Source organism: Corynebacterium anserum, from assembly GCF_014262665.1.
Taxonomy (GTDB): domain Bacteria; phylum Actinomycetota; class Actinomycetes; order Mycobacteriales; family Mycobacteriaceae; genus Corynebacterium; species Corynebacterium anserum.
Genome location: NZ_CP046883.1, coordinates 265,601 through 291,643 on the forward strand (window position 1 = coordinate 265,601; position 26,043 = coordinate 291,643).

General features: G+C 53.6%; 26 protein-coding genes. 16 read left to right on the forward strand and 10 right to left on the reverse strand.

Translation table 11 applies throughout. The features are described 5' to 3' along the window. Nucleotides 1–7 precede the first annotated feature (7 nt). The 11 genes from GP473_RS00995 (at nucleotide 8) to GP473_RS01035 (ending at nucleotide 10,942) form a co-directional block, all read left to right on the forward strand. Nucleotides 8–1,723 (forward strand): type III secretion system chaperone family protein, encoded by a 1,716-nt coding sequence (locus GP473_RS00995; protein ID WP_185769683.1) that lies wholly within the window; start codon nucleotides 8–10, stop codon nucleotides 1,721–1,723. A gap of 1,120 nt (nucleotides 1,724–2,843) precedes the next feature. Continuing rightward, the gene (gene pyrE / locus GP473_RS01000) at nucleotides 2,844–3,392 is read left to right on the forward strand and encodes an orotate phosphoribosyltransferase (RefSeq protein WP_185769572.1); all 549 of its coding nucleotides are present in this window, start codon (nucleotides 2,844–2,846) and stop codon (nucleotides 3,390–3,392) included. 52 nt (nucleotides 3,393–3,444) lie between these two features. Continuing rightward, on the forward strand, nucleotides 3,445–4,344 hold the full coding sequence (locus GP473_RS01005; RefSeq protein WP_246394816.1) for a lysoplasmalogenase: 900 nt from the start codon (nucleotides 3,445–3,447) through the stop codon (nucleotides 4,342–4,344). After that, nucleotides 4,341–5,006 carry a TrmH family RNA methyltransferase gene (locus GP473_RS01010; protein WP_185769571.1) on the forward strand — a complete coding sequence of 222 codons (666 nt, stop codon included), beginning with the start codon at nucleotides 4,341–4,343 and terminating at the stop codon, nucleotides 5,004–5,006. Before GP473_RS01005 ends, GP473_RS01010 begins: the two co-directional genes overlap by 4 nt. A gap of 64 nt (nucleotides 5,007–5,070) precedes the next feature. After that, nucleotides 5,071–6,246, forward strand: coding sequence for a glycoside hydrolase family 76 protein (locus GP473_RS01015; RefSeq protein WP_246394817.1), 1,176 nt, complete (start codon nucleotides 5,071–5,073; stop codon nucleotides 6,244–6,246). A 59-nt stretch (nucleotides 6,247–6,305) separates the two neighbouring features. Then, nucleotides 6,306–7,511 (forward strand): MFS transporter, encoded by a 1,206-nt coding sequence (locus GP473_RS01020; RefSeq protein ID WP_186276983.1) that lies wholly within the window; start codon nucleotides 6,306–6,308, stop codon nucleotides 7,509–7,511. A gap of 247 nt (nucleotides 7,512–7,758) precedes the next feature. Next, a complete protein-coding gene (gene fbaA, locus GP473_RS01025) occupies nucleotides 7,759–8,793 on the forward strand; it encodes a class II fructose-bisphosphate aldolase (protein ID WP_186276984.1) in 1,035 nt (344 codons plus the stop codon). A 91-nt stretch (nucleotides 8,794–8,884) separates the two neighbouring features. Next, nucleotides 8,885–9,151: a replication initiation protein gene (locus GP473_RS09405; protein WP_246394818.1), complete on the forward strand. Its 267-nt coding sequence runs from the start codon at nucleotides 8,885–8,887 to the stop codon at nucleotides 9,149–9,151. A 59-nt stretch (nucleotides 9,152–9,210) separates the two neighbouring features. Next, nucleotides 9,211–9,381: a hypothetical protein gene (locus tag GP473_RS09410; RefSeq protein WP_246394819.1), complete on the forward strand. Its 171-nt coding sequence runs from the start codon at nucleotides 9,211–9,213 to the stop codon at nucleotides 9,379–9,381. Continuing rightward, nucleotides 9,378–9,743: a hypothetical protein gene (locus GP473_RS09415; RefSeq protein WP_246394820.1), complete on the forward strand. Its 366-nt coding sequence runs from the start codon at nucleotides 9,378–9,380 to the stop codon at nucleotides 9,741–9,743. Before GP473_RS09410 ends, GP473_RS09415 begins: the two co-directional genes overlap by 4 nt. A gap of 599 nt (nucleotides 9,744–10,342) precedes the next feature. Continuing rightward, complete coding sequence (locus GP473_RS01035) at nucleotides 10,343–10,942, forward strand: hypothetical protein (RefSeq protein WP_246394821.1); 600 nt, start codon at nucleotides 10,343–10,345, stop codon at nucleotides 10,940–10,942. Between the two features lie 620 nt (nucleotides 10,943–11,562). Here GP473_RS01035 and GP473_RS01040 read toward each other — a convergent pair. The 9 genes from GP473_RS01040 to GP473_RS01080 all read right to left on the reverse strand — a co-directional run bounded on the left by GP473_RS01040 (nucleotide 11,563) and on the right by GP473_RS01080 (nucleotide 18,896). Further along, nucleotides 11,563–12,075, reverse strand: coding sequence for a hypothetical protein (locus tag GP473_RS01040; protein ID WP_186276985.1), 513 nt, complete (start codon nucleotides 12,073–12,075; stop codon nucleotides 11,563–11,565). A 191-nt stretch (nucleotides 12,076–12,266) separates the two neighbouring features. Further along, nucleotides 12,267–12,509, reverse strand: a complete 243-nt coding sequence (locus GP473_RS01045; RefSeq protein ID WP_186276986.1) for a LuxR C-terminal-related transcriptional regulator — start codon at nucleotides 12,507–12,509, stop codon at nucleotides 12,267–12,269. A 178-nt stretch (nucleotides 12,510–12,687) separates the two neighbouring features. After that, entirely contained in the window at nucleotides 12,688–13,017 is a 330-nt protein-coding gene (locus GP473_RS01050; protein ID WP_186276987.1) for a hypothetical protein, read from the reverse strand. 1,109 nt (nucleotides 13,018–14,126) lie between these two features. Next, a complete protein-coding gene (locus tag GP473_RS01055) occupies nucleotides 14,127–14,765 on the reverse strand; it encodes an MFS transporter (RefSeq protein WP_186276988.1) in 639 nt (212 codons plus the stop codon). Between the two features lie 23 nt (nucleotides 14,766–14,788). Beyond that, a complete protein-coding gene (locus GP473_RS01060; RefSeq protein ID WP_186276989.1) occupies nucleotides 14,789–15,331 on the reverse strand; it encodes a hypothetical protein in 543 nt (180 codons plus the stop codon). 91 nt (nucleotides 15,332–15,422) lie between these two features. Continuing rightward, a complete protein-coding gene (locus GP473_RS09620; protein WP_186276990.1) occupies nucleotides 15,423–15,992 on the reverse strand; it encodes a 2OG-Fe(II) oxygenase in 570 nt (189 codons plus the stop codon). 2 nt (nucleotides 15,993–15,994) lie between these two features. Continuing rightward, entirely contained in the window at nucleotides 15,995–16,972 is a 978-nt protein-coding gene (locus GP473_RS01070; RefSeq protein ID WP_186276991.1) for a DUF2087 domain-containing protein, read from the reverse strand. A 216-nt stretch (nucleotides 16,973–17,188) separates the two neighbouring features. Then, nucleotides 17,189–17,812, reverse strand: a complete 624-nt coding sequence (locus GP473_RS01075; protein ID WP_186276992.1) for a hypothetical protein — start codon at nucleotides 17,810–17,812, stop codon at nucleotides 17,189–17,191. Further along, nucleotides 17,805–18,896: a hypothetical protein gene (locus GP473_RS01080; RefSeq protein WP_186276993.1), complete on the reverse strand. Its 1,092-nt coding sequence runs from the start codon at nucleotides 18,894–18,896 to the stop codon at nucleotides 17,805–17,807. The genes GP473_RS01075 and GP473_RS01080 overlap by 8 nt, the downstream gene beginning before the upstream one ends. 639 nt (nucleotides 18,897–19,535) lie before the next feature. On the opposite strand from GP473_RS01080, the gene GP473_RS01085 reads away from it, so the two are divergent. From GP473_RS01085 to GP473_RS01095, 3 genes are all read left to right on the forward strand, one after another. Next, nucleotides 19,536–19,988, forward strand: coding sequence for a DUF3151 domain-containing protein (locus GP473_RS01085; RefSeq protein ID WP_186276994.1), 453 nt, complete (start codon nucleotides 19,536–19,538; stop codon nucleotides 19,986–19,988). Nucleotides 19,989–20,106: 118 nt separating this feature from the next. Then, on the forward strand, nucleotides 20,107–21,075 hold the full coding sequence (locus tag GP473_RS01090) for an endonuclease/exonuclease/phosphatase family protein (protein ID WP_246394822.1): 969 nt from the start codon (nucleotides 20,107–20,109) through the stop codon (nucleotides 21,073–21,075). A 21-nt stretch (nucleotides 21,076–21,096) separates the two neighbouring features. Beyond that, complete coding sequence (locus tag GP473_RS01095) at nucleotides 21,097–22,350, forward strand: FUSC family protein (protein WP_186276995.1); 1,254 nt, start codon at nucleotides 21,097–21,099, stop codon at nucleotides 22,348–22,350. 104 nt (nucleotides 22,351–22,454) lie between these two features. On the opposite strand, the gene GP473_RS01100 is transcribed toward GP473_RS01095, so the two are convergent. Further along, on the reverse strand, nucleotides 22,455–23,318 hold the full coding sequence (locus GP473_RS01100; protein WP_186276996.1) for a hypothetical protein: 864 nt from the start codon (nucleotides 23,316–23,318) through the stop codon (nucleotides 22,455–22,457). 250 nt (nucleotides 23,319–23,568) lie between these two features. On the opposite strand from GP473_RS01100, the gene GP473_RS01105 reads away from it, so the two are divergent. Further along, nucleotides 23,569–24,858: an adenylosuccinate synthase gene (locus tag GP473_RS01105; RefSeq protein WP_186276997.1), complete on the forward strand. Its 1,290-nt coding sequence runs from the start codon at nucleotides 23,569–23,571 to the stop codon at nucleotides 24,856–24,858. Nucleotides 24,859–24,989: 131 nt separating this feature from the next. Then, on the forward strand, nucleotides 24,990–25,934 hold the full coding sequence (locus GP473_RS01110; protein WP_246394823.1) for an SDR family NAD(P)-dependent oxidoreductase: 945 nt from the start codon (nucleotides 24,990–24,992) through the stop codon (nucleotides 25,932–25,934). Nucleotides 25,935–26,043 lie beyond the last annotated feature (109 nt).

The following is a 26,043-nucleotide window of genomic DNA, read 5'->3' on the forward strand; positions in this document are numbered from 1 at the left end:
AGGCTGTATGTCTTCTTCTCTTATCGCCCTGATTTTGGGGCTTGCATTGCTGGGTGTGGCGATTGTTCTTATCTTGCGTGCGAACTCCACTGACTCTTTGACCGACGCGACCACTGACCAGCCGCAGTCCTCCCCGGAAGCCGCAGAGGTTCACGAGCCTGCGGGCTCATCCACCCCAGCTGTGTCGGAGGGGGCGCATGCGGCTGCCACGAAGGAGCGTGAGAAGGAACGTGAGGAGGAGCAAGGCGCTTCTTACGCTCGCGTTAGCCGTTCCGGTTTGACACTCAGCGGAGTGAAGAAAAGGCGACGTCTGTGGGCTCAGAATCACGGCTTTGAATACACCCGTGAAGACCCTGAGTTGGTGTACGACTGGCCGCTTTCTTTGCTGGGTGAATATCGTGCGGAGATTCCCGTGGCGAAAGATGTGGTCAGTGGTTTCACTGACGGGCACCGGACCCACATCGCGGATGTGGGAACAGCCACGGTGTTGGCGATGCTCCGCGATGGGTACTCGCAGGTCGATGTTCACTACACGGTTGATGAGGGTTTTCAGCCGGAAGGGATGCGTCGGGTAGAGGCGCTCGACCAGAAACCTTTCATGGCATTTACCTCGGATATCCGGGCATTGGATCATATGGTGGATGTCCGCGTAGAGGATAGTCTGACAGCACTTTCTTCTGTGGCCACGGACGTTGCATGGTCTGGCCAGTGGGTGGTGCTGCGTATTAACCGAAAACTGGACACAAGCGTGTGGGAGGAAATCTTCCCCCACGTGCGCATGTTAGCTGATGCTGCGATGGTGCTGCCTCCGGAGCACGTTAGTATTCCGCTGGAGATGGACTCTGCCGACCCCACCCGTCCCATCCCTGGCGGTGAGAACGTCATTGACCTCGACGAAATCGCTGACTTAAGCTCCGCCGCATCTCGGTCTGAAGGCACACAGTCGCAGCAGTCGGCCAGTTCCCGCGCAGGGCATCTTCGTGCCATGCCGGATGCATCCAGTGCAGCTACCTCCAGTGTGCAGGAGCAACCTGCATACAACGATCCACGTTTAGATTCTTCAGGGTCGCAGGAAGACGGCGATTCTCACGATTCGACCTTCCGCAGCGGGGAGCTTTTCGGCGGAGAGAGCTTTGATGAATATGACGAGCGCCCAGAGATCACCCGTCCCGCCGAGCCCGTGGAGTTCCCATCGCGCTCCACCGGACACGTGGGCGGGAACACCGATACTTTCCGTACTTTTCGCGTAGCGGATGCCTCTGATGGGGACGACTATACGTCTGGTGGAGTTGGCGGGCGTTCTCGTTCTGGGCACATCCCTCGGCTTGGCGAAGACCCAGCTCATCGCGCTGCCTCCAATGACCAACGAGGGCAGATTATCCGGAATGATGGTAGCGAAGCGACGATTTTCCGCGACTATGACGGCGATGCCGACTATGGCAGCGCTGCGGATTATGACGGAGGTGACGAGTATACCGATGACGGGATTATCCTCCGGGCAGAAGCTGAGCCTGTAAGCTTCGGATCTTTCTCCGATACTGCTGCGGGCGGTGAGGGGTTGTCGGAAGCGGCAAGGTTGCGCCGCCAGCGAAGGTATCAAGACCGCTACAGATCAGCTGGCCGTCACCGTGCCCCAGATGCCCGTCACGCTCGGCCGGAACCCATTGAGCCGGTCGAAGTAGACATTGAAACGGTGGACGCAGAAATCGTTGATGAAGACTAGTGAGAGTTGCGTATACATTGCGTATATAGTGCCTTGTAGAACATAGCTGGGGTGAGTTTGACTAAAAACCGCCTTCTAGGCCGGATTAAGGTGGGGCGGCAATGGAGACGGCTTGTGGGTGGAAATATTGATTATTTCTCAACATCCTGGAACGCGAACATAGCCCCATGTTAGTTAATTTGGAGAACTGTCCCCTTCATATTGATTACCTGCTTCCTGGCACTATGCTCACGTATAAGATGCATTGGAATACGGGGTGCCCTCCCGTATAGAATCAAATCTTGGAGTGGCGCTTCGCGAATAGCGAAGGGTGCACGGAAAATAATACGTTATTGAGTCTGGTGGAGAGCTTTATCGTTCTTTTAACCTCTGTCTCGTGCCCATTTTTGTAGTCTAGTGCTCTGTGCAAAAACGAGGTAAATTGAAAATGGGTACGATAAAGCGGTTAAGGAAAGTCCGTGAGACCAATATCCGATTACGCAAAGAATATAAACGCTTAGTAGGGGGAAAATGACTTTTTAAAGAATCTGTTCGGTTTGTAATTATTATATTTTCCAACAAACTTCCCTAGAGACATTAATAATATGAGAGCTGCAAGTAAACCGATTGGTACTGATAATGTCGTTTCTTTTGTGGTTATGCATGAGTAGATAGCACCTGCCGCGGGAATTGATAAAAGGATAATCCAAATAATATTGAGATATTGTTCTGTTTTGTTATTCATATCTGCCCATGCTTTGTGCATATCTTATGCACAACCATCAGTGTAGTGCTCTGGAGTGACTCCAATTGAAGGTTTTGGGAGGATTTTCCAGTGGCGCCAACCTTCAGTGCTAGGCATTTGTCTTGGGCTGCTGCAGCTGCCGCCCATCCAGTTACTTCTACGGAGTGAGTGGCCCACCAGACTCCCAGTACCTCACCAAATGGCGGAGGAGCCAAATCGAGTATGAACCAAAACCCGGAACGGAGAAACGGCCGCCGCTGTTGGGTTCGATCGTAATCAGCTAGCCCGAATATCGCTCAACTACTATCGGGAGCGATTCTAAACATGAGACAATGCCTGTAGCACCCAGCTCCTGGCACCAAGGGGCGCATGAGAAAAGAGGTAACAGAGGTAACTATGGCTCCACTGGTCAATGAAGAGAAAAAGCAGCGCCTCGCTGAACTGGTCAAGGAACTCGCGGTCGTACACGGCCGTGTGACCCTGTCGTCAGGGAAAGAAGCTGATTATTACGTAGATCTGCGCCGTGCGACTCTCCATCATGAGGCGTCTAAGCTCATCGGTTCTTTGCTTCGCGAACTGACTTCTGACTGGGACTATGCGCATGTGGGAGGCCTAACTCTCGGCGCAGATCCTGTGGCCACAAGCATCATGCACGCTGGTGAGGGGGTTGATGCTTTTGTTGTCCGGAAAGAAGCGAAGAAGCACGGTATGCAGCGACGTATCGAGGGGCCGGATATTGAAGGTAAACGGGTGCTGGTTGTGGAAGATACCACCACCACCGGAAATTCCCCGCTGACCGCTGTTGCTGCTGTTCGCGAGGCCGGCGCGACAGTCGTGGGTGTGGCCACCGTGGTGGATCGCGCTACGGGTGCCCAGGATGTGATCGAAGCGGAGGGTGTGGAGTACCGCAGCCTCCTGGGACTGGAGGATTTGGATCTTGCCTAAACTGTCACGCTTTCTGCAGCCGAAGAACCTTGTGCCACAAAAGAAATCGAAAGTGGCCACGAAGCAAGTCTCTACCGCCACTGATACGGCATGGGACAACGTGTTGGATGTGCTGAGCATTATCCGCGATTCTTACGCGGATATTTTCACCAGCGGTGAACCTTTGACCAATGGAACCTTGACCAATATCTCCTCCAAAGACTTGGTCAAGATGATGCCGGAGGATCTCGATGACCTCACCGGTCGCCCAGTATACGGCCGTCATGGCAAGATCCGTGCTGGTTACCTGGCCGCCGCGGCCGTTTCTGTACTCGCCGCGGCTATTCCTTCCGACGCCACCACCCGCCTCATCAAACCCACTCTCATGCCACTACTCGTGGCTAGTTCTGATCTGTTCGCCACCCAGCGTTCCCGGAGAATCGCCGTAAAGCATCCACTAGACACTGCTTTACTCGTTGGTGGTCTGGCGTGTGGATGTTTGGGTGACATCATCCTCATGGGCAAGGATTCTCGCAGCGAGGACAAGCGTGTGCGCGCATCGAACCTCAACAGGGGTGCTGCCGCTTTCGCGGTTAATCAGAGTGCCTATCATGCACTGCTGACCAGGCAGGGGGCGCGCGCCCAGAAGAAGGACATTCTGCTGCGTATTCCGGCCGTGCTGGCCGGGATTGGCCTGGCGTCGGTCGCTAACACCAAGGCGTTGCCTGCCGCAGCGGGTTATGGAACTGCATTGGGATACACCTCTGTCTTGGCCGAAGACCACAGCCCGGAGGCGGCGTTGGGCGGCAACCTTTTTGTTGCATCCGACGCGCTTATCCTCGGGCGTCTGACCATGTTGAAGAACAAATCCCGCCTGGATGCACTCGTCGATGGGGTGGTGATGGCAACGTATACGGCGGCCCAATTACTGCTCGTGGATGCGATTACTAAGGGGCTGGTGGGCAGCAAGTGACCGAGCAGCGCCCGGGACCAACTGAATGGTTTCCCCATCCAGTAGGCGTGGGGCCATGGGAGCAAGAATTTCCGAACACCCCACGCCCCGATGACCAACATTATGACCAGCAACTCTTGGATGAGGGCGACCGCCGCAACGTAGTGGATGCCTACCGCTACTGGACACAGGCGGCGATTATCGCTGACATTGATACTCGCCGTCATCCGCTACATATCGCGATCGAGAACTTCGAGAACGACTCCAATATCGGCACGGTGGTGCGCACTGCCAACGCATTCGCGGTAGATACGGTTCACATCGTTGGGCGCAAGCGATGGAATCGCCGTGGTGCGATGGTTACCGACCGTTATCAGCACCTTATGCACCACCGCACCGTCTCGGAGGTCCTGACCTTTGCGCGGGAAAACAACCTCACGGTGGTGGCCGTGGACAACACTCCAGGCAGTGTGCCTATCGAGACCGCAGAACTACCGGAGCGCTGCCTGCTGCTTTTCGGACAGGAAGGCCCCGGGGTGACTGAAGAGGCGCAGCGCGGGGCGACGATGACCGTGTCCATTGCCCAGTTTGGATCCACCCGCTCCATCAACGCGGGCGTGGCAGCGGGCATTGCCATGCATGCGTGGGTGCGCACCCACGCGGATTTGGGCAGGGCGTGGTAGCGAGCTAGCAGCTAGTAACTGTTAGTAGCTAAAGGCGCTTCACTGAGGCAATATGGTCACTGTGTTGACTAATGCTCGTGAACAATGGGATCACCGCGCAGACCTCGCTGAACAAGCAGTGACGGAGCGCCACGCTAAGCGCTTGTGGTCGTGCCCACGGACCAATCTTGCAGTTATTGCATGGCCGCCCACTACGCGCGACAAATTCTTTGTTCGTTGGCACTATTGGTGGCAAGCGCACTACTTGGATAACCAGGTTGATGCAGCGCTGCGTCGCCCGACCAAAACCCGCATCACCAGGATCCGTCAGACCATGCGCACCATCCGGATGCGTAATCTGCAGAAGCTCAGCAAGAACAACTACTACGATGACAAAGCGTGGTTGGCTCTAGCGATGAACCGCGCGTCGGAACTGAACAAGATCCAGCACGTGCGCGGACTCCGCCAACTTATTCACAACATTTTCGATGGCGTGGACACCCTAACAGGTGTGCTGCCGTGGCGTACGAACGAGAATTTCTACAACGTGCCGACTAACGGTCCGGCAGCGATCTTGGCCGCCCGCACCGGCGAGCTGCAACTCGCGGAAAACCTCATTGATTGGACTTTTGAGCACCTCATCAATGAAAACGGCCTGGTCATGGATGGTTTACATATGCGCATGCACGGACCCGAGGCCGCCCGCCAGGTGTATTCCTATTGCCAAGGTGTGATGGTGGGAGCCTGCACTGAGCTGGCTGTGGCGCAGCGCGCTCTTGCTGGGGTGGCTCCGGATGAGGTGTCCCAGGTAGGTATCGCGCAGATCACCCGCGTACAAAAACTGGTGAGCGCCATTGAGGAACACATGACCGATAGCAACCTCGTGTTGTCGAACGAAAGCGGCGGCGGTGATGGTGGGCTGTTTAATGGTGTGTTGATGCGCTACCTCGCCCTGGTTGCCTTGGAGCTGCCAGGAGTGTCCGACGCCACGAAACGCACCCGAAAGGTTGCTCGGGACATCGTGATGGCTACGGCGGAGGCTGCGTGGAAGACCCGCTTGGAGATTGATGGTTTGCCGGTGTTCAGCGCAGACTGGAGCCGGGACGCGACTCTTCCTCAGTCTGGTGGCCTCGTTGGCGCCACTATTGCCGGGGCGGTGTCTAGCTCCGATATCGCGGAACGGGATCTGTCCGTGCAGCTGTCTGGGTGGATGCTTATGGAAGCCGCTGCCAGGTTGTCTGCCGCAGAAGGAAAATTTTAAAAAGGAAAGTTTTCCTAAAAGCAATACGAGTAGTGACTCATACGGATTATTCTTCCTACATGAGTTGTCCCTCAACAATCAGCAAGCGCGCTAGGCCAAGCATCTCTGCGGCATTTTTCATCCAGGGCATGCTGCTGGCGGCTATCCTCACCGAACTTCCCGCCATCCGCGCAGACATGGGAGCGGGTGACGGACTACTTGCCCTGCTGATCGGCGTGATTAGCTTGTTGGCCGCCGGTGGTTCGATCGTGGCGGAGAAGTTTGCAGAAAAGAAGGACTCAGCCACGGTGCTTATGCTGGGCATAGCAACGGAGGCCGTAGGCGCGCTCCTCATCACCCTCAACCAGGGCATGGTTACTTTCGTACTCGCGACGATCATTTACGGCCTCGGCCTGGGTGGTGTGGATGCTGCCGGAAATATGCAGGCTGCAGCGCTGCAAAACCGTGTGGGAAAGGTCATCCTCTCCAGCTTCTTCGCGGCGTGGTCTGCGGGAGCAATCGTCGGCGCAGTGGCGGTGTCTCTAGGGGAGGGACTATCCATGGGGTACCGCGTGAACATTGCTGTGGTGGCCGTGGCGGTGGCCATTATTGGGTTGGTTGCCTCCCCTAACTTCCTGCGCTATGGGCATGAAAAAGCCATCGACCACAACCCAGTCCATGCTCTCATACCGTGGCGCCCGGTCGTAGCGCTCGGGATCGCTATGGCGCTGTTCTATGTCGTAGATTTTGGTCTGTCCAATTGGTCTACTCTCTTTCTTCACGACATCTTGTTAGCCGATGTGTCCACCGCGGCGCTGGGCGTGGCGGCCTACCAGATAGCCGGGTTGGTGTCTCGGCTCACCGCTGACTTCTGGACCCGCCGGTTCGGCGCTGTGCGGGTGATGCGGGTAGCAGCTGTTGTCGCAATGGCTGGCATGCTCGCCACCATTACAGCGCAGAACGTGCCGGGGGCGCTGGTTGGCCTGGCTATCGTCGGTCTCGGCGCTTCGGTCACTGCGCCTTTGTGTTTCTCCTCCGCCGCAGCGCTTTCGCAAAAGAATCTCGACGCCGTGATTGCCCGCCTGAACCTCTTCAACTATGCAGGCACGGTGGTCGGCGGTGTGGTGATAGGCACGCTTCTAGCTGCGACCAATGCCCGCGTAGCATTGATCATTCCATTGATTTCCTGCGTGCTGTTGATTTTCAGTGCGCCCTGGTTTAGCAAACGGGTGGCGTCGACACATGAGATGAGACATGAGATGAGGACGTCCACAGACAAGGGGTAGCGGCGAGTCAACAAACAAAGGGAGTGGGGGAGTCAACAAATAAAGGGGGTAGAAGCAGGTAGACAAACTAGGGGTAGCGGCAGGAAAAGTAGATGCAGAGGAAATGAGCATGGAAAGAATGACACTGGCTATCTAGGGTGCCCCCTAAATTGGGCCTATCGGATCCTACTCGAACCCACAACTCGTCCAATCCAAGGCATAATTCGTAGATAGAAAGTCCGCACAAGAGCACAATCAGGAGGCATCTATGCCAATTGCAACTCCAGCCCAGTACCAGGACATGCTCGATAAGGCCAAGGAAGGTGGCTACGCTTTCCCAGCCATCAACTGCACCTCGTCGGAAACCATCAACGCAGCCCTCAAGGGTTTCGCGGACGCTGAATCCGATGGCATTATCCAGTTCTCCATCGGTGGAGCGGAGTTCGGCTCCGGTCTGAACGTTAAGAACATGGTTGCAGGCGCCACCGCCCTCGCAGCGTTTGCACACGAAGCAGCAAAGCACTATGGGGTTAACGTTGCGCTGCACACCGACCACTGCCAGAAGGAGAAGCTGGACGGCTACGTCCGCCCATTGCTGGAGATCTCCCGTAAGCGAGTGGAAGCTGGCGAAAACCCACTGTTCCAGTCTCATATGTGGGACGGTTCCGCTGTGCCAATCGATGAGAACCTGGAGATCGCTCAGGACCTGCTGGCTAAGTCCAAGGCGGCTAACATCATTCTCGAGGTAGAGATTGGCGTGGTCGGCGGTGAAGAAGATGGCGTTGAAGCCAAGGCTGGTGCCAACCTCTACACCTCTGAAGAGGACTTCGCGAAGACTGTCGATGCTTTAGGCACGGGCGAGAACGGTCGTTACCTGCTGGCCGCCACGTTCGGCAACGTGCACGGCGTATACAAGCCAGGCAACGTGAAGCTGCGCCCAGAGGTTCTGGATATGGGACAGAAAGTTGCTGCAAAGAAGCTGGGGCTGGATGAGTCCGCTCAGCCATTCGACTTCGTTTTCCACGGCGGCTCAGGCTCCGAGAAGGAAAAGATCGAAGAATCTCTGCGTTACGGTGTGATCAAGATGAATGTGGACACTGATACTCAGTACGCGTTCACCCGGCCAATCGCATCTCACATGTTCTCCAACTACGACGGCGTGCTGAAGATCGATGGCGAAGTAGGCAACAAGAAGGTGTACGACCCGCGCTCCTACCTGAAGAAGGCTGAGGAGGCCATGGCTCTGCGCGTGGTTGAGGCCTGTGAGGATCTGCACTCCGCTGGCAAGTCCACCGTGAAGTAAACGCGCATGACCTTCTGTCTTAACTGCTGGTGGTGCGGGCTCTACGTGGATTGATGTCAATCCGGTTAGCGGTAAGTGTCAGCTGCTGTGGATGATCGATCCGGTGTATGCCGACGGTAGGGGAGACGCCTCCAATGTCCGTCTGCTGGGTGTGGTGATGAACATTCTGGCGGCACTTCTCGGTGGAGTCCCGGCCTTTTCGCACCGTTTGTCGCGTTCGCCTTTCTACACTGGAGATGACCCTACGGCCTACCGGTGGCATGTCCAACATCACCGTGTTGACCGTCTAGCCCATCTGCGTGACGAAGTGAGGACCATGATCGGCCAACCCGCTCCTGAAAAAGAAAAGTCTCAGTAGGTTTTCCAGCGGCCGCGAGTTGATTGAAGCGGTGCCGTGCACGCCGCCAAGAAGCGTAGATGCTCAAAGCCCTTGATGGTGGTCTCTCTAACGCTGACGCCTTGGACGGCGACCGTATCGATGGTGTGAAGGTGCTTGGGATCTCTGAAGGCGCGTCGCCCGCGATGAGACGGTCTTCCGCCATGCACTGGCAACCGTGCACCGTCTCCGCGAGGCGGGAGAACGCATGACGGATGCGGCGATCATTGACGCCTACGAGCGCGCCTACAACATCGTCCAGGCTGTCGGAGCAGATCACCGAGAACCCGACATGCCGCCGATGCGGGATCGTCAGACGATGGCCAGGCGCGTGCGTGGGTATGTGCTGTCCAACAACCGTGGGGCTGGTTCGTCATCGTTCTCCGGTAACACCGGAGGCGTCGGTATGCGTGAACGCAAGGCTTTGGCAACCATGGGACGCAAGGGCAGGCAGAAGGTCGCGCATTTCGTGACGTCGTACTGGATGGAGACCGACTCCCTCCCTAGTTGGGCAGAGATACAACACGAGACTGGGCTCTCCAGAGCGACGGTCGCCGCTATATGTCAGCTCTGAAGAGCCAAGGAGAACTTCCTGATAAATAGGGTCGCACACCGTAAGCAATACACGGTTCCCCTGTTCCCTTTAGGGGCAGTCAGCTTTTAGAGAAACCATCCACTTACAAAGCAGCTGCACCTGGGGGTCACTAACTGTTGGTTTTCAAGATCGAGCGAGCTCTTGTTTGGCAGTGGTGGGTTGACTCTTTCTTAGGAGCGGATGGTTTCTAGAGAGGGGTGGAGGTGGTTTAGCTATGTAGGCGTGTGTGCGTGCGGCTAGGGGTGGGGACGCACTTTGTTTTCCGTGGTTGTGTACAAGCTCGTGGAGGCGGAGATGCGTGAGAGGAGCTACTGATTAGCTCCAGTGTGGTGTCCTGGGGAATAAGAAATGTTGGCTTTTTCCGATGGCAGGGCTGAGTGTTCGCTGCTATCGGTTAGGTGGTGTGATTAGTGCTTGGGCTGTTGTACATGATTGCTGTGGCAGTATCCAGGTTATGAAATCAGCCACGAGGGACACGGTAGTTGGCGCTCTAGGGTCAGCTCGGATGGCTCCGTATCTATTCTGCTGTAGACGGCAACAAGAAAAGGGCTCTTGCGTTGTATCGGTGGAGTGTCAGGTTGGGGGCACCGGTTCAAGAAACACTCGGCATTACCGAGGTGCTTGTTCGCAATGCGATGAATGGTCAGTTGCAGGAGTGGAACCGTCGGGAAAATGGAAGTCCTAGTTGGCTTCTCGGCGCTCCAGCTTCCCCGCTGCGAAACCTGACTCAGGGCAAGCGACGAGAGGCGTTGAGGCGAGCGCAGAAGTCTGCGAGCAATCGTTCAATACATCATCCTCGCTATGGAGCTCAGATTACGCATGACGATGCTTTGGCAAACACCATGTTTGGGATGTGGAAAGACATTCTCCCTAACCATGATCCTGATGCTAATCCGGAGAAGAGAGAGAATAAGAATCGTGTCCGGATGTGGGAAGAAGCGCTAGAAGCAGCGTTTCCGCATGAAGTAGATCCTGACGGGCACACGACGTACTGGAGAGTAGCCCACCTTCATCTGCTGCGTAATCGAGTATCACATATGGATAGTTTGCTCAACGTTGACGTTCCCGATGTGATTGGTGATGCATTTTCACTGGTCGGGAGCATAGATCCAGTTCTTGAACAGTGGCTCACGGGCACGAGTACCGTCAAGGAAATTTACTCGATCCGCCCCCAGTAGAGAAAGAGGAAGGCCTACAGGTGCAAATTGTCCTGTAGACCTTCCTCACTCATAGCGAGGAACCTTGTCCTCACTTTCCTTACCTTCATTCCACCCTTGGAAAGATTCAATGCAAGTTACTCTAAGGCCAAACATCACTCTGGCAGACGGTGTTCGCAGACTAAAAGGCTGTATTGAAAGAATCGCGCAGGTTTAGGCAACGGGCGGCTTTAGGTAGCGTGTGCTGTCTGATTGACCATCCAGGACGCCGTTTCGACCAATGTTCTAGGCCTGTGTAGCTACTATGCGCCCGCTTTCGTGTGCCGACTTGCCCATTGCAAAATGCTTTTAAAGATCGATGGTGTGATCCAGCGAACGTTTACTCTACGCAAGAGAGAGAAAAGATTGTGGACGATGCTCTATCGTGTTTCATAAAGTGTCTTTATGATGCCTAGTGTCACAGCCATAACTAGGGTCACGGAGAGAGCTACGATCACTGCTGCCAGAATCCGATATGGATGACTTAATATCTCTCCAATAGGCCAATTTAAGACAATAGTGATCACCACTCCCAACAGGAGCGACATAGGTAATTTGGTGACTATGTTTTTAAACACGACCGTCCTTAGCTAGTAATTCTGTCACTGCCATCCGTTGGCGACGCAAAAGCTATCGAACTTCTCGTCCTTACCCTTAAGGTTCTTGCAAGCTCCCGAAATTCCCCACTTTGTTACGGCACCTACGATGGCTGAGGCTGCTCCTGAACCAACAACCTTGAGTGCTGGGATTAGGATAGCTGGGATAGCTCGAGTGCTCGCGTCGGTAGGAGGTTCCGAAGTATTCGGAGTAAAACCGATTACTTCGTTTAGGAACTCAATGTCTTCAACAGACATGTTGTCCAAATTTTGTGTGAACTGCTGAATGCTTTCTGGGCTAGCGCCGTAGGCAAGGGCAGTCTTCTCATCAAGTTCGTACTTTCCGGTGACTGTGTTGTAGCGCAATGCTTCGACAAAAGCTTCTTCAAAAAAGTTTTCCTCGAAGACTTCTGTTTGTGCTGTATGGTCGGAGCCAGGGGCTGAATTAGCGACACCAATTCCAGCAAATGGAACGGTTATTGCCAAGCCAACGGCGATCAGCTTTCTGGTTAGATTCAAACTTATGTGTTCTCCTCGTGTTCGGTGGCGGCGTCATCAAGGATAGCACGATGTGATGTTAATTAGTGCCGTGGTTTAAAATCATATACGAAGGTATATGCTGCTGATTTAGGTATGACGCGAGGGTAGACGATCTTGTAATATCGTGCAGTTGGCCGCTCATTCAGCGCGTCCGTTGAAATTATATTCCCTTAATAAATGTGATATTTTTTCTTTACGGTGATCTCTGCATAGTTCATTTCAGCCGCAATCTGTCGGTTTGTCATGCCTTTTTGTATGCAGACAACGATTTTCTCTTGCTCAGCGGATAGAGACAAAGTGCCGTTGAGCTGTGGGTGGGTGAGTACGGTGCGGGCATCCAGAGTGATCGGCAGACTGGCCTTTGGTTCGGTGTTGGGTGGGTGTTGAGTGTGGTGAGCAATTGCCGTGTGCAATCAGGGGCGTTGCGGGCTGTACGTGCGACGCTTTTTAGTTCGTCGTGGCGCTGTGGGGTGGTTTTGGCAAGTTTTCTGCCTGAGCGATCACGGACGTAAGGTCTGCGGCGTTAGTGTCGTGCAGCAAGCTGGTGAGTTGTTGACGGCGGGTTTGTTGAGCGCGTTGGGTTTTGAGGTGTTACTGGTAGTTGCGGTGGATCCCTAGGCCAAGTAGGTAAGAAAGCACGGCGATTGTGCCAAAGACAATCAGCGCGGTGAGCTCGAAAGTGAAACGTGCTTTGTCTGGTGAGTAGAAACCACCGAGGGTGATAATGACTGCAACTAGTACGGCCAGCAGGTGGTTACCGGAGGCAGTGATGGCGGTGATGAGGAAGATGCCGAGGAAGAGTTCCACACCTGTCGAATGGCCGGTTAGGAGTGCGCCAAGGAATGCGGTGATATAGATGCCTGTGCTGATGCACGGGTGACGGGGTACGACAATGAGGCTCAGTGCCTGGGTGATGATCAAGTCAGTAATCAGCGGCGTGCGGGGGGTCGTCGAGGATGCTCACGCCGCTGAAGATCAGTACGAGGGTGGCCAGGATCATAGTGGTGGGTAGACGCTGGGCAAGCATGACCTTAAGGCTACCGGCCGTGGTGACGGGCTTTATTGAACTGTCTCAGGTTTTACTCTGTCTGGGTAGATGGGAAAATCCGGACCATATCCAAGAAAAATGATCAGGATGTCAAGGAAGGCATCGTCTTCTTAGTCGAGGGTGCGGGCGTCAGTTTGTTCGTATGCGAGGGGTTAGTTTGCAAGTAATGGTCACGCCCTCGATGCGTCTGCTTTCCCGAGTCAAGCTCGACCAAAGCTGTTGAGCGCGGGACTCCTCGGTGTGCTTCTTTACTGTCTGCCGCCACTCGTCAATGCGTGGGTCACCAGTGGGCGACAAAAGAGTTCAGTTGGGTGCGGGTGGAACTGCGATCAATGGCGGTGGCGGAGCTAGCAGGGGTCAAGTCGCTAGCCTATGAAACGATAGAGACAGACTCGTTCTGATGCGAACAAACGTGTTCGCGCCCTGGACGGGGAGACCGACGCCAAGCCATGTCTCGCGGCCGATGGGTTTACTCTCTGGTGCGTAGCGCTTGATTTGAACAGCCACGCGAGAAGACAGCACAGGACTCAACGGGGCGGTGCCAATGGCATTGACGCCCTCGTTGCCTTAGCCGCCTGTGTGTTGGAGCTGGAGCCCCTGGCGTCGTAGTAGGTAGATGATGAAGACGGCAGATTAGTTGAGTCTTCCAGTCGCTTCCCTTCGCCTCTTCGATGGAGTCAGAAAGGATATCTTCGTCTGGAATATCCTCTCGAGCTTCGGGAGTCTCATTGCTTGTTTCCAGCTCTTTTTGCTTTCGTCGAGCGCGGTAAGCCTCACGGTCGAGCCCCTGGATTTTTGCGAGGCATCATCGTCTGAGAGCTTGAGGATATTCTCGCCAGCTTCAGTCAGCAGATACATCCCCTGAGCCGGCTGTTCGAGTGCGCCGATGCGCTTGGCTGCGGAGCGACCCCAACCGATACGACTGATTTGTGCAGAGTAATGAGATCATCTGTTTTTCTTCAGTCTCGAAAGTAAAGGTGTCTTAGGGAGAGGTGGGTTTCCTCGTAAGGGAAAACATTCCTAACAGAATGGTTATTCCACCACCGCATATCATGAGGGGTATTACATTCGACTGGGTTATAAATAAGCCCGCAAGATAAGAGGCAAAGACGAAAAAATATACACAAAATACGAATGAGGGAATTAGTTTAGTCCGTTTAGTCTTTGGGATAGTTTTCATTAATAGTGAAGTTGTGAAGACATTCTGCCCACCGTTTCCAACACCAAGGAAAAAACCTGCGGCCATTGTGAATGCAATACACCAAGGCTGAAAAAGTGAAATGATTGCCAGTCCGGAAATTATTCCAGATAGACCTATTCCTAGTTGGGTCTTCTGTTGTGTAATTCCTTGCATCAGTATCGAACCCAATACAAGGCCTACACTAATAGAGGCTGCCACTAGGCCATAATCAGATGTTGGCTGCTCTTGTAGACCAAGTATATATATAACAATACCCACGTTGACTATAGACCCAAAGAAAGCTACCCCCATCGGAGGCATCAGTCTTGCAGCCAGGCCAGGTAAACTTAGTAGTTCGATTATTGAAAGGGAGAATCTCTTCTTTGAATTAGATGTTGTTTCTGTTTTTTCACTTGGCGGGCAGATTACAGATGGAAGCACCTTCAGTATCAAAAGAGCACTAACTAAGCAGAGGCCGATGCTTCCCAAATATATATAGAAAGACCCCTAGGGTATAGAAGACCACCCAGTGCTGGCCCTACAACAAACCCCGCATTTCTGACTGTAGTGACCCATTTATTAACCTGGTCAAATTGATGGTTTTCAAAAGATTCGGCAACAATTAGAAGAACGACCATCCAGAGGGCTCCGCCGAGAAGACCAAGAGAACCTCCGATGGCGACCGCTAAAATGGGCTCAGGCCTTTTATGTAGATAGACACAGGGAAGTATAAATATTGCCTCGCAGATTATAATTGCAGACAATATCTTTGTTAAACTTTTTCCTTCAATAAGAATACGGCTCGATAATGGGCCTGCGAGGAGGCTGCCTGCCGTTGTGACTGCAAAAAGAAAAGATGGCCATAGTCCATCTTTGTTGTCTATTTCAAGCAAAAGAACTGTCGCAATTAGCTCATCGACTACACTTGCGAAAAATAGCAGGGAAAGGCATAGCGTCCATTGAGTATTTACTGGTTTTTTACTGTGAGAAGATTGTGAAGTAGTCATATGTGCGGAAAGGGTAGTGCTTCATAAAAGAGACAAGTGGAGGATACTGGAGCTTCTCAGAACTAGCGTATCCTCCAGTTGGGCGAAGGTCTTAGAAAGCAAACCCTGTCCATGTAGACCTGTAATGATCACCGGCGCGTTTAGAAACTGGAGTAACACGATGTGCGCAGCCTGGGTAGATCAGAGCAAGTCGGTTAGGTCGAGGGTAAATTAGCTGAAGCTCGGATCCAGCTGAGGATAATGCACCCTCACTTAGACCTTGTCGAGTTGAGACTGGCTTGTTTAGATAAAGTAGCTCCCCTCCCCAGTCGATGTCCCAAGTGTCGATGCAGTAATAATTAAAAGCATATGAACGTCCGTCACCCTGGTCTAGGTGCCAGGAGATACCTGAACCAGAGGCGTAGATAGTAGACCGCCAATAAAATTGCTTTACATCGATGCCAGAATTGGTAGTGAGAACCTGGAATAACTCCTTCCGCCACTTTGATTCTGGATCAAATCCCTCCCTCGCTGGGCCTCTGGATGCGAATCCATCGAAAATTGGATTGATAGAGCCAAGCGTGGCCGACAACTTTTCCGTTTGGATATCTTTCAGTGCTTGCGCGAAGAGATCCTCAGGTAGAGCATCATCAATCACTTTGATCAACTGGTTATTCGTCACTATTATTCCCTCCGATATGTCTGCGAGTTATTTTCTCGGGTCAGTAGTCCTAAGTCCACAAGACGCCTCCTTAGTTCGGCATAATCTGACTGTACGTGGGAGAGTATCCAGTTAACTGTTTTTTCTGTATATAGTCTATCTTGCAGGAATAGATAGTTAGAAATGCGCGTATAATCTGCATGTGTGAGCTTTAAGATTGAGCTACTATCGGGCAGTTCAGAAATTCTTCTATTAAGTACCGAATCCAGGGGGGAAGTGTCCTCTAAATTGATTCCTAGGTCCTCTAAGTTGGAAATATGTTTTTGAACCTTTTTTACGCTAATTCCTAATTGTTTTGCAATTTGAGGAGCGGATATTTCACCAAGGGTAGATAGTGCCATAATCTGAAGAAAGGACTTATCTCGAATGACGTCGAGTAGACGCCTTTCGGAAGATGAAGAAATTTCCCTAAAGTGCTCCAGATTTCCGGTGGGTACGTCTTGACAGGTTTGGAGCTCTTTCAGTAAATGCTTCGGATCGCGAGTTTGCTCAAACTTGGTTTTCTTACGTAAAATTCCTACGCCGGCTTGTGCCGTTTTATGGAATTCAGGAAGAGTGAGCGTTTCGAAGGCCTCCTGCGGAAAAACCTTTAATAGATTCCAAGCAATTGAGTAGCCTCGCTGCACAACCCTCCTGCCACTGATATTGAAAGGCTGAACCTCCAAAGGTTCATGCAGGACAAGCGTTCCTCCAGGGTTGATTATGGGGATCAGCGAATTCAAGAGCACTAGGTTGTCACTGGGTCTACCGATATCTACGATGACTAGGTCATAGGTGCTGCCTAGAAATCGAAGAACTTCTTTATAGTCGGCGTTGATAACCTCGGCGAAGCTGTAGGAATCGATTCTATCCTTTAGCTTCGGGTAAAGGCTTCCTTCTCCATTTCCTGCATCAATTCCAAGGTACTTAAGCGGTGACTCAGCGTGCCAAAGCGGATCCACAAGGTCTCCGCCTAAGCGCGCAGGGAGGGGATGTTTGCTATCTGAGTAATGAGATATTAGTTCTTCAGTGGTTGCTAGGAAATCTAGGAGGGATTCTGTTGTTTTCCCATACCTATCTCTAGGATGCTTCTTGGTCGGCTGGCAGAAACGAGCAGGCGCAAAGTATCTATAATTATTGCCGAGCCCATAGCGTTCTCTTCAGTTGGAAAAGGCATTCTATGAAAATAGTTTCTCTACTTGGGATTCATTGGTATATTTATCGTCTTGAAATGCGTTTTCAAGGCATTTGGAAATTCTGAATAGCTTTTCATCGAAGCGTCGCTGAATCAGTACAGTGTTGTTTTGTTCGCTAACTTTATCGAAGGTGGCTCGCTTTACATTGATGGAGGTAATATCTCCCCAGAAGAGCAATTCGTCGCAAAAGTGGGAGATGTTAGTCTCTTTGGAGTTCACGGTTAATGTTTCTTGTCTTCTCTTATGGCTTTTAAGTGCGGTGAATAGAGTCTCTAGGGAATTGGCGGTTACCTCGAAGTGGCCCGCGTGAGTTAATGAATATATTCCAGCCACCGGTTCTCTGTAGTAGAGTCCTTGAGGCTTGATGTCGGTTATAATAATACCTTGAGTCACCTGCGTTCCTCCGATATTTCCAGGAAGAAAAGAGGACTTCCAAGGTCGACGGTCTGCTAATTGAAATCTTTCCTCAAGCTGTGAGTCAATGAGAGGCGTTCCATGAAGGTATAACGATAAGTCGTAGCTAGAGAGATCTGTTCCGTATCCCCAGAGTCTTTTGGGTAAAGAGGGTGATAGACCAATGCTTGCAGTCGAACGATTTTCAGTCATTTATCTGAATCACGATTGATTGATCTAGGTAGGAAGAAAGTGCTTTATTGCTGAGTATCCAAGCTTTAAGATCGCTACTTTCAGGAAGGGTCGTTGCATTTAACTTTAATGCATGGCCATTTGCAAACATGCGTAGCTCTTCGCCTACTTGTGCAAGGATTATTCTTGATAGAGGCGCGTCGGGTGTGCTTGGCAGAGCAGGGGAAGGGGAGCTGGCCTCCATGCCGAAAGCCGATACTTGCCTTAAGGCTCTGACAACAAGCTTCTCATCAAGCTTCTCTGTAATGAAAGCTGGAGTCTTCGTTGCCAAATAAGGATGTTTTATAAGTGACTGTGTATAAGAACTCACAAAAGCGTTATAAAGACCTCCTGTGTGGTCGGGATTGGTTCCTTCATTAATGTATGAACTTTCCCAGATAGCGATATTCACATTGAATGAGGCGGAGTCTGGAGTTGTGGCGCAGTGGAAGTAATCATGCGGGAAGTAGCATAAATTGTCGGTCTTGTAAGTGAGGGGATGGGCTGCTTGGTAGTACTCTGCGTCGCTCCATATGTGAGGAATGAAGGAGTGGGGAGGCATAACGTGCATAGTCTTTCCGTTGGACAGTGTGAATGCGAAGTTATGCGCGAAGTCTGTATGTATTCCGGCAAAAGTTGCGGAGTATCTTCCCACGAACGCGTCAATATCAGTGCGTCCAGTGGGTGGATTGGAGGAGTTCTTATCTACCTGATTTCTAATTTGCGCTCCGAGCTGCCACATGGCATGGCTGTGCCTGTGTAGGCCGTATGCCATAAGGTTCCATTCGCTGCTTTGGTATTTTTCTTCAAACGCCTTAGTTAGAGACGCTGCTTCCTGGTATTTAGATAGTGAAGGTAGGTCATGGTTTGCGCTGATCCCGTTCACTGTAAGGTAGACGCCTGCTCCAACATTCTTGGCCGAAGATGCTCCCTCGTTTCCCTGAAGTTCTCCGAGAGCGTGGCAAACTTGCTTATCTGAAACGAAAGAATGGAGCCGCATTCCGTCGATTGTTGACGGCGCGCAGCCCCATCCTTCACTCCAGAAATTATCTGGAATATCTTTCAAGCCTAGGCCTCCGCCTCAACGAGAGCCCACTTGGTAGGGACGTAGGCAGCTTCAGCTTCTTCAATGGTGAAATCCTGAATGGTGTCGGACATTTTTCCTCCTGTCCGAGTTGTTGTGGTGTATGTCACTTTATGGAAGATTGCTGGATGAGTCAACACTTGTGGAAAAGTTTTGGAAAGATTGTAGCCTAAGAGCTGACGTACGTGCGGTGGCCTTAGCCACAGCCTGCTGGACGATTCTTCTTGAAACTCCGAACTCTGCGGCAGCCTCGTCCACTGTTGGATACTGATCTACCTTGAAGAGCTTATCGTCAAAATAAGCAGCTCTCCTGTGTGAGACAGATAGTCCTTGTACAGCACGCTTCTTACTAGCTCTAGTTAACTTCTGGGTTTCTGACTGTGCATATTCGTTATTTCGGTCGTTCCATCGCTCCGCAGCCTTGAGGGATTTTCTATAATCTCGTCACTACGACAGATAAAAACCAGTGGCACCTGGCACGAAGAAACGACAACCGATACAACGTCTGACAGCAATCGATACAACGCCTGACAACAACCGATACAACGCCTGACAACAACTGACGCAACGCCTGACAACACCCGATAGAAAACCAACGACAACTAGCAAGGGAGGAACCCCGTGAATGAACACATCCGTAATGGCCGCGACCTATTTGGAGCAACTCACCCAGAAGTTCGCCTACCTGAGGAACTGCGCACTGCCGTGACCGCTGATGTCGCCGGTGCCGATATCGAAACTCTAGAAGCTCTGGCAGAGGCTAACCCCAAAGACTCCGGAGCTTGGGCGGCGCTGGCTAACCGCCACCTGGCGGCCGGTAACGCCATCACCGGATACGCTTGCGCGCGCACTGGTTATCACCGTGGTCTTGATGCTTTGCGCGCCCACGGTTGGAGGGGCACTGGTCCTGTCCCGTGGGATCATCTGCCCAACCGTGGAGTGTTGCGAGCTATTGGCGCCTTAGTCTCCGCGGCACGTGTCATCGGGGAAGATGAAGAGGTCACGCGTTGCCTCAACCTGCTCCATGACTGTGATCCTGCAGCTGCACCGGCGATGCGCCTGCTCGATAATTAAGCTGCAGAAATCTACCCCGGAGCCCTCCGAGCGGAAGGTTTTCCGCCTACGAGCAGCTGGGCTACGGATTTTGCCCCAGTGTCATCCGATCACAAGGTAAAGAGAACAGAGAACATTGGTGAGTCAGCCACAGAAGAAAAACGAACGCGAACGCCGGTTCTTCCGCGCCATGGTTCGCCACGTCTCTGCACCGATGCTCGTCATCTCGATCCTGTGGCTATCCACCGTGATATGGCCACCCAACGTCACTGCGCATTGGCCGTTCGTCTCCGCTCTACAAGCCAGCGCCTTCTGTGCGGCGATCACTGCCGTATTCGCAGTGGGTTTGTTCCGCTCTGCGCTCCGTGCCTTTCTCTTTGCCCTTATTGCTGTGGTCTTGGTCGCTGCCGTGCCGCGAATACCCGCCCTCTTTGTGTCCGACGCCACCGCGGACTCCGTCCGCGTCCTCGCCCTCAACACATACTTGGGTCAGGCAGATGACCACGCTATCGCAGAGCGCGTGAAGGAACTCAAGCCAGACGTGCTCATCCTTTCGGAGACCAATCCGGACGAGGTGGAACAGGTGGCGTCGGAAACCACAATGGTTCCCACCAACACAGCAGAGCCGGGGAAAGGAGGGGCGGACGCGGTGGCTATCCTGCTGCGCCAGGGCTCAGACTTCGGTGCTCATCAAGACCTAGGCCTCACACGTTTCCAGAATCCAATGGTGACCCGACCAGTGCTGACACCAGGCGGCAAACCCTTGCATGTGGTGGGTGCACATCTTGTCGCGCCGATCGGCAACGACCGGCCAGAATGGGACCAGGAGCTGAAAAACATTGCCGAGTGGACAGACGGGAAGAAAGCGACGGGCACGTCAGGGGTGATCGTGGCTGGTGATTTCAACGCCACGCGTTCACACCCGCGTTTCCGAGACATCAATCTCAAAGACTGCACCGGACACATGGCTCACACGCCCACATGGCCGACGGTCATGCCAGTGCTCCGATTGGATCACATCATGACCACGGGAACATGCCACGGTGCGGGAACAGTACGAGTGGCAGGCACTGATCATCGAGGGGTATGGGCGGACATCACTGCATAAACTGCGTACGCTGAGGGCACTATGGTTCAACACACTGAAGGGGAGAAATGGTCAGAACCCCTTGACCCTTCGCGCCCCGCTTTAGGTAGGCTGCGGCACTTAGTACGCCGCAGCCCTGGCGTACGCGCAGCGGCCACAAGCCTGCGCCGTGTTGCCCCCATCAAAGCCATAATGCGCGTCCGCGACACAATGATCTTCGCCATCCAGTGTGCCATTGCCGCAGGACTAGCACTGTGGATTGCACAGGATGTGGTTGGCCACAGGCAGGCCTTCTTTGCCCCCATCGCAGCTGTCATTTCTCTTGGCGTGACAGGTGGCCGTAGAACTCGCCGCTCATTTGAACTGGTGCTGGGTGCGGCGGTCGGGGTGGGAGTCGGTGATGTGGTCATTCACTTCATCGGATCCGGCCATTGGCAAGTGTCCGTAGTGGTGCTGGCCGCCATCCTTGCTGGCACATTCGTGGATAAAGCCGGTTCGGTGGCGATCCAATCAGCTAACACCGCGGTTCTCATTGCCACCATCATTCCACCGGGTAGTTCCGGGGCGCTCGATCGCATGGTCGACGCGCTAGTCGGCGGCCTACTCGGCATCCTAGTGTTGGCGATTGTTCCAAACTCACCCCTGAAAGCCGCCAGGCGGGAAGTATCCACCCTGATTTCCAAGGCCTCACTGGTACTCGATGATGTGGCAGCGGGTGTGGAGGCTGGGGACGCGGAAGCGATCCACGAAGCTCTTACAGCCGCGCGAGGAACACAAACATCCGTGAACGCGATGCTCTCTGAAGCAGACGGCGGATCAGAAGTAGTGGCATTGTCCCCGATCTATTGGACGGCCAAACGCTACAGCAAATCCATGACACGCATTCTTGTCCCCGTGGATAACGTCATGCGCAATACGCGCGTGCTCGCTCGCCGAGCCGAAGTGCTTGTTGGTGATAACCTCACCGCGCGTCCAGAACTGTTGGCACTGATACGCGGCATCTCCAATGAGCTTGGTCACTTAGGCGCACTCTATGCGCAGGGAGGGACCCGAGGCACGCGTCAGCAGACTCGAGAGATCCCAGACATTGTGCGTAACCTCCAATGGTTGGGGGCGCAGGCGAAGATTGAACTTGCCGAAGGTACCGGTTTATCTGGCACCGTGGTTCTGGCGCAATGCCGCAGCATTATCGTGGATGCCCTGCAAGTGTGTGGCTACTCGCGTGACTCAGCGATGGCCTGCCTCGCGCCGACGGTGGATGCCCCGCTCCTGCCACCTGAATTGCACGAGGAATAGCCACCTAGATAGGTAGCTAGGTGCGTACACACTGCCCATTCCTTAGCCAGCTCCGGCCAATGCTCTGAGCTGCTCAGTAGAGCCTACACATCAGCAGGGTTTAGTTAGGTACGTACGAACTGCCCATCACGCAGGTGCCGGTAGAACGTGACGGACTTCAAAGGTCGCGTATGCGGTAGCCCATCGCGGGAGACCACCATGTCCACTCCACCCGCCTGCAGCGCACGGCCACGTAACACCGGAGGGTCGACAGGACGGTGTGTCCGGAGAAAACCCCATAGACTCTTCTTTCGTTGAGGAGAGGGAAGAGGTACAGCGGCTAAACCAGGCGCCCCGATTGTTGGAACTAAACGCACTCCGCGCGTGAATTCGCTGTGGAGACCCTGCTCGGGGTCGTAGCTATATAACACTTCAGAGTCCACGATAGCCTCACCCACCAGCTCACCATCCGATCCCGTAATCTCTGCCGCGCCTAGCACCACCACGCCGTGATCGTCGCGCATTAACGCCGTGGGGCGGGAGGCCTCTTCCAGGGCAAATTTCATGTATTGCTTCGGTGTGGCGTCGGGAAGAAGACCCCAATTCTGCGCAACGGTGGAGGTCGCAGGGAAGGAAGGAACATAACCAACCTGAACCCACAGCGCATCGATGCGCATGAGCTTAGAGACCACAGCGGCAAGCGATGCATCCGTACCTTCGACAATCACCCGGACACGTTCAGATACCCTGTGCGGGTCAGGCTGCGGATGCCCCAAATGCTCAACATCGGGCTGCGCTGCGATTTCATGGAGCGATGGTGTAGACCCCACCACATAACGAGATGCGAGCGCGTCCAAGAACTTCAGATCGCGACGGCCGGGAACCTCCGGCAGCTCGATAACCGTTAGCTCTTCCCCTCGGAACTGTGCTGGTAAATCAGCAGGAGGCAACGGAGAATCTGGAACAGAGCAGCGCAGAACGAAAATCATGGGACAGCCTTACCCTAAAAACGTGGGAGAATTCTAACCTTAGAGCACGATGGCGAGATGGTCGGCAACAAAATGCCACGATGGCGAACCACGCGGTGACGGCGGTGACTTGCCGCAACAGGCGAGATACTCAGCCACTTATTTTGCTGGGGGTAGCAGTGGACATAGTAGGATAGGAAAACGTCTCACGGGGTGCGTATTTCTGCGCGCCGCAAAACATCAGCAATCGCTAAAGGACGTGTCTGCGCTCATGGCAGCAATCATTGTCGTCGGTGCCCAATGGGGCGACGAAGGTAAAGGCAAGGCCACCGACATCCTCGGCGGCCACGTCGACTACGTTGTGAAACCAAACGGAGGCAACAACGCAGGTCACACCGTGGTCGTCGGCGGCGAAAAATACGAGCTGAAATTGCTCCCGGCGGGTGTGCTCTCCGAAAACGCGCTTCCGATCATCGGCAATGGGTGCGTGGTGAACCTCGAAGCGCTATTTGAGGAGATCGACGGTCTCGAAGCCCGTGGTGCTAAAGCATCCCGATTGAAAGTGTCCGCCAATGCGCAGCTGGTCGCTCCCTACCATGTCGCCATCGACCGGGTAGCAGAGCGCTTCCTAGGCAAGCGAGCCATTGGCACCACCGGCCGTGGCATCGGCCCCACCTACGCAGACAAGGTTTCCCGCGTTGGCGTGCGGGCACAGGATGTGCTTGATGAGTCTATTCTGCGGCAAAAGATCGAGTCTGCGCTTGAGCAAAAGAATCAGATCCTCGTGAAGATCTATAACCGCAAGGCCGTCGACGTGGACGAGGTTGTGGAGTACTTTATGTCCTACGCCGAGCGCTTAAAGCCAATGTTGATCGACGCCACCTATGAGCTCAACAAGGGGCTTGACGAGGGCAAACACGTCCTTATGGAGGGGGGACAAGCAACGATGCTCGACGTCGACCACGGCACCTATCCATTCGTGACGTCCTCGAACCCGACGACCGGCGGGGCATGCGTGGGTTCAGGTATTGGTCCGACTCGCATCACCTCTTCTCTGGGCATTATCAAGGCCTACACCACCCGTGTGGGTGCAGGTCCGTTTCCCACCGAGCTATTCGACAAGTGGGGTGAGTTCTTGCAAACCACCGGCGGGGAAGTGGGTGTGAATACAGGCCGGAAGCGCCGCACTGGCTGGTACGATTCCGTCATTGCCCGCTATGCCTCCCGCGTTAATGGCTTCACCGATTTATTCCTGACGAAGCTGGATGTGCTTACCGGTATCGGCGAGATCCCCATCTGTGTGGCCTATGATGTGGACGGTGTACGCCACGATGAAATGCCGATGACGCAGACTGAGTTCCACCATGCGACGCCGATTTACGAAACCATGCCCGCGTGGGACGAGGACATTACGGGCTGCACCAGCTTCGAAGAGCTTCCAGAGAAGGCTCAGGATTATGTCCGGCGTCTGGAGGAACTGTCCGGCTGCCGTATCTCCTACATTGGTGTGGGGCCCGGCCGTGATCAGACTATTGTCATCAATAACGTGCTGGAAGACTAGGGAATTGGTGGCCTCGGATGCCGGGAAGGGTACGGTGATCCTGGGTAGAATGCCGGCTCATAGTGGTGAGGGGCTCGTCGAAGCCTGACGGTTTAGCGTTCCGGCGAGTTGATTAACGCTACCCTGTTTTCATGAGTGACTCTTCTGCTTTTAGGCGTCGGCGTACTGATTCTCGGCGGGGTCTGGGTACCAGTTCTCCCGCTGATTCTCGTGGGGATTCGGGCACTGGTTCTTTTGGGGATTCATACGACAATTCTCAACGGGGTGAGGACATGCCACCCAGGCAGCGCATGTCTAGTAATTCACAGCGACAGGTGCTTATCACCGGAGCTGCATCAGGTCTTGGCCTTGCGATGGCCAAAATCTACTTAGAACAAGGCTGCAAGGTATGGATTACAGATCTGAACGTCACTACACCACCGGACATTTCCGCGCTGTCAGGGGACTGGGAATACCTTCAGCTCGACGTAACCAATGATGAACACTGGAATGCTGCGGTCAAGACGGTAGGAAACTTAGATGTGCTGGTGTCGAATGCCGGCATCGCTGTAGGCGGGCAGATTGAGAAGATCTCCATGGATACATGGCAACGTGCCTTGGATATTAACGTACTAGGAGCAGTGCGTGCTGTTCGTGCTTTTTCACCATTGATGAACGACGGAGCTCGCATCGCAATCACCTCCTCCCTTGCCGGCTTAGTACACGCCCCGTTAATGAGCACCTACAACACCACGAAAGCTGCGTGTGTCGCTCTGGCAGAAACCCTCGATGCTGAGTTTCACCACCGCAACATTTCAGTCAGCGCGATATGCCCGCAGTTTTTCAGATCCGGATTAGCGGGATCCCTGACGGGTGATGACGAGAAAGCCGACGATTTTGCGCGAAAGCTGCTGGGTGGAACCTATTTGACGTCGGAAACGGTTGCACGCCGTTCCGTGCAACTTTTAGAAAAAAGGCGGAGAGTAATCGTTCCGGATGCCTTTTCCATCGCCAATTGGTACATCAAACGCTTCATCAGACCGCTGCACCTGACCGGGGTACGTTTTATCGGAAATATCATTGCGCGTCGCCGTTGAGGCAAACGCGGTGTCCAGGGAAAATACGGTGCCAGTTAAGCATCCCCGCTAGCCAAGCATCCCGCTAGTCAAATACCACACCAAATGATTCCAACGACGGTACCGTAGA

Excerpts from the sequence above, each read along its gene's own strand:
- fbaA (WP_186276984.1), top strand. The coding sequence starts at position 7,759 with ATGCCAATTGCAACTCCAGCCCAGTACCAGGACATGCTCGATAAGGCC.
- GP473_RS01060 (WP_186276989.1), bottom strand. The coding sequence starts at position 15,331 with ATGACTACTTCACAATCTTCTCACAGTAAAAAACCAGTAAATACTCAA.
- GP473_RS00995 (WP_185769683.1), top strand. The coding sequence starts at position 8 with ATGTCTTCTTCTCTTATCGCCCTGATTTTGGGGCTTGCATTGCTGGGT.
- GP473_RS09410 (WP_246394819.1), top strand. The coding sequence starts at position 9,211 with ATGCTCAAAGCCCTTGATGGTGGTCTCTCTAACGCTGACGCCTTGGAC.
- GP473_RS01100 (WP_186276996.1), bottom strand. The coding sequence starts at position 23,318 with ATGATTTTCGTTCTGCGCTGCTCTGTTCCAGATTCTCCGTTGCCTCCT.
- GP473_RS01110 (WP_246394823.1), top strand. The coding sequence starts at position 24,990 with ATGAGTGACTCTTCTGCTTTTAGGCGTCGGCGTACTGATTCTCGGCGG.
- GP473_RS09415 (WP_246394820.1), top strand. The coding sequence starts at position 9,378 with ATGACGGATGCGGCGATCATTGACGCCTACGAGCGCGCCTACAACATC.
- GP473_RS01105 (WP_186276997.1), top strand. The coding sequence starts at position 23,569 with ATGGCAGCAATCATTGTCGTCGGTGCCCAATGGGGCGACGAAGGTAAA.
- GP473_RS09405 (WP_246394818.1), top strand. The coding sequence starts at position 8,885 with ATGATCGATCCGGTGTATGCCGACGGTAGGGGAGACGCCTCCAATGTC.
- GP473_RS01095 (WP_186276995.1), top strand. The coding sequence starts at position 21,097 with ATGGTTCAACACACTGAAGGGGAGAAATGGTCAGAACCCCTTGACCCT.
- pyrE (WP_185769572.1), top strand. The coding sequence starts at position 2,844 with ATGGCTCCACTGGTCAATGAAGAGAAAAAGCAGCGCCTCGCTGAACTG.
- GP473_RS01075 (WP_186276992.1), bottom strand. The coding sequence starts at position 17,812 with ATGACTGAAAATCGTTCGACTGCAAGCATTGGTCTATCACCCTCTTTA.
- GP473_RS01020 (WP_186276983.1), top strand. The coding sequence starts at position 6,306 with ATGAGTTGTCCCTCAACAATCAGCAAGCGCGCTAGGCCAAGCATCTCT.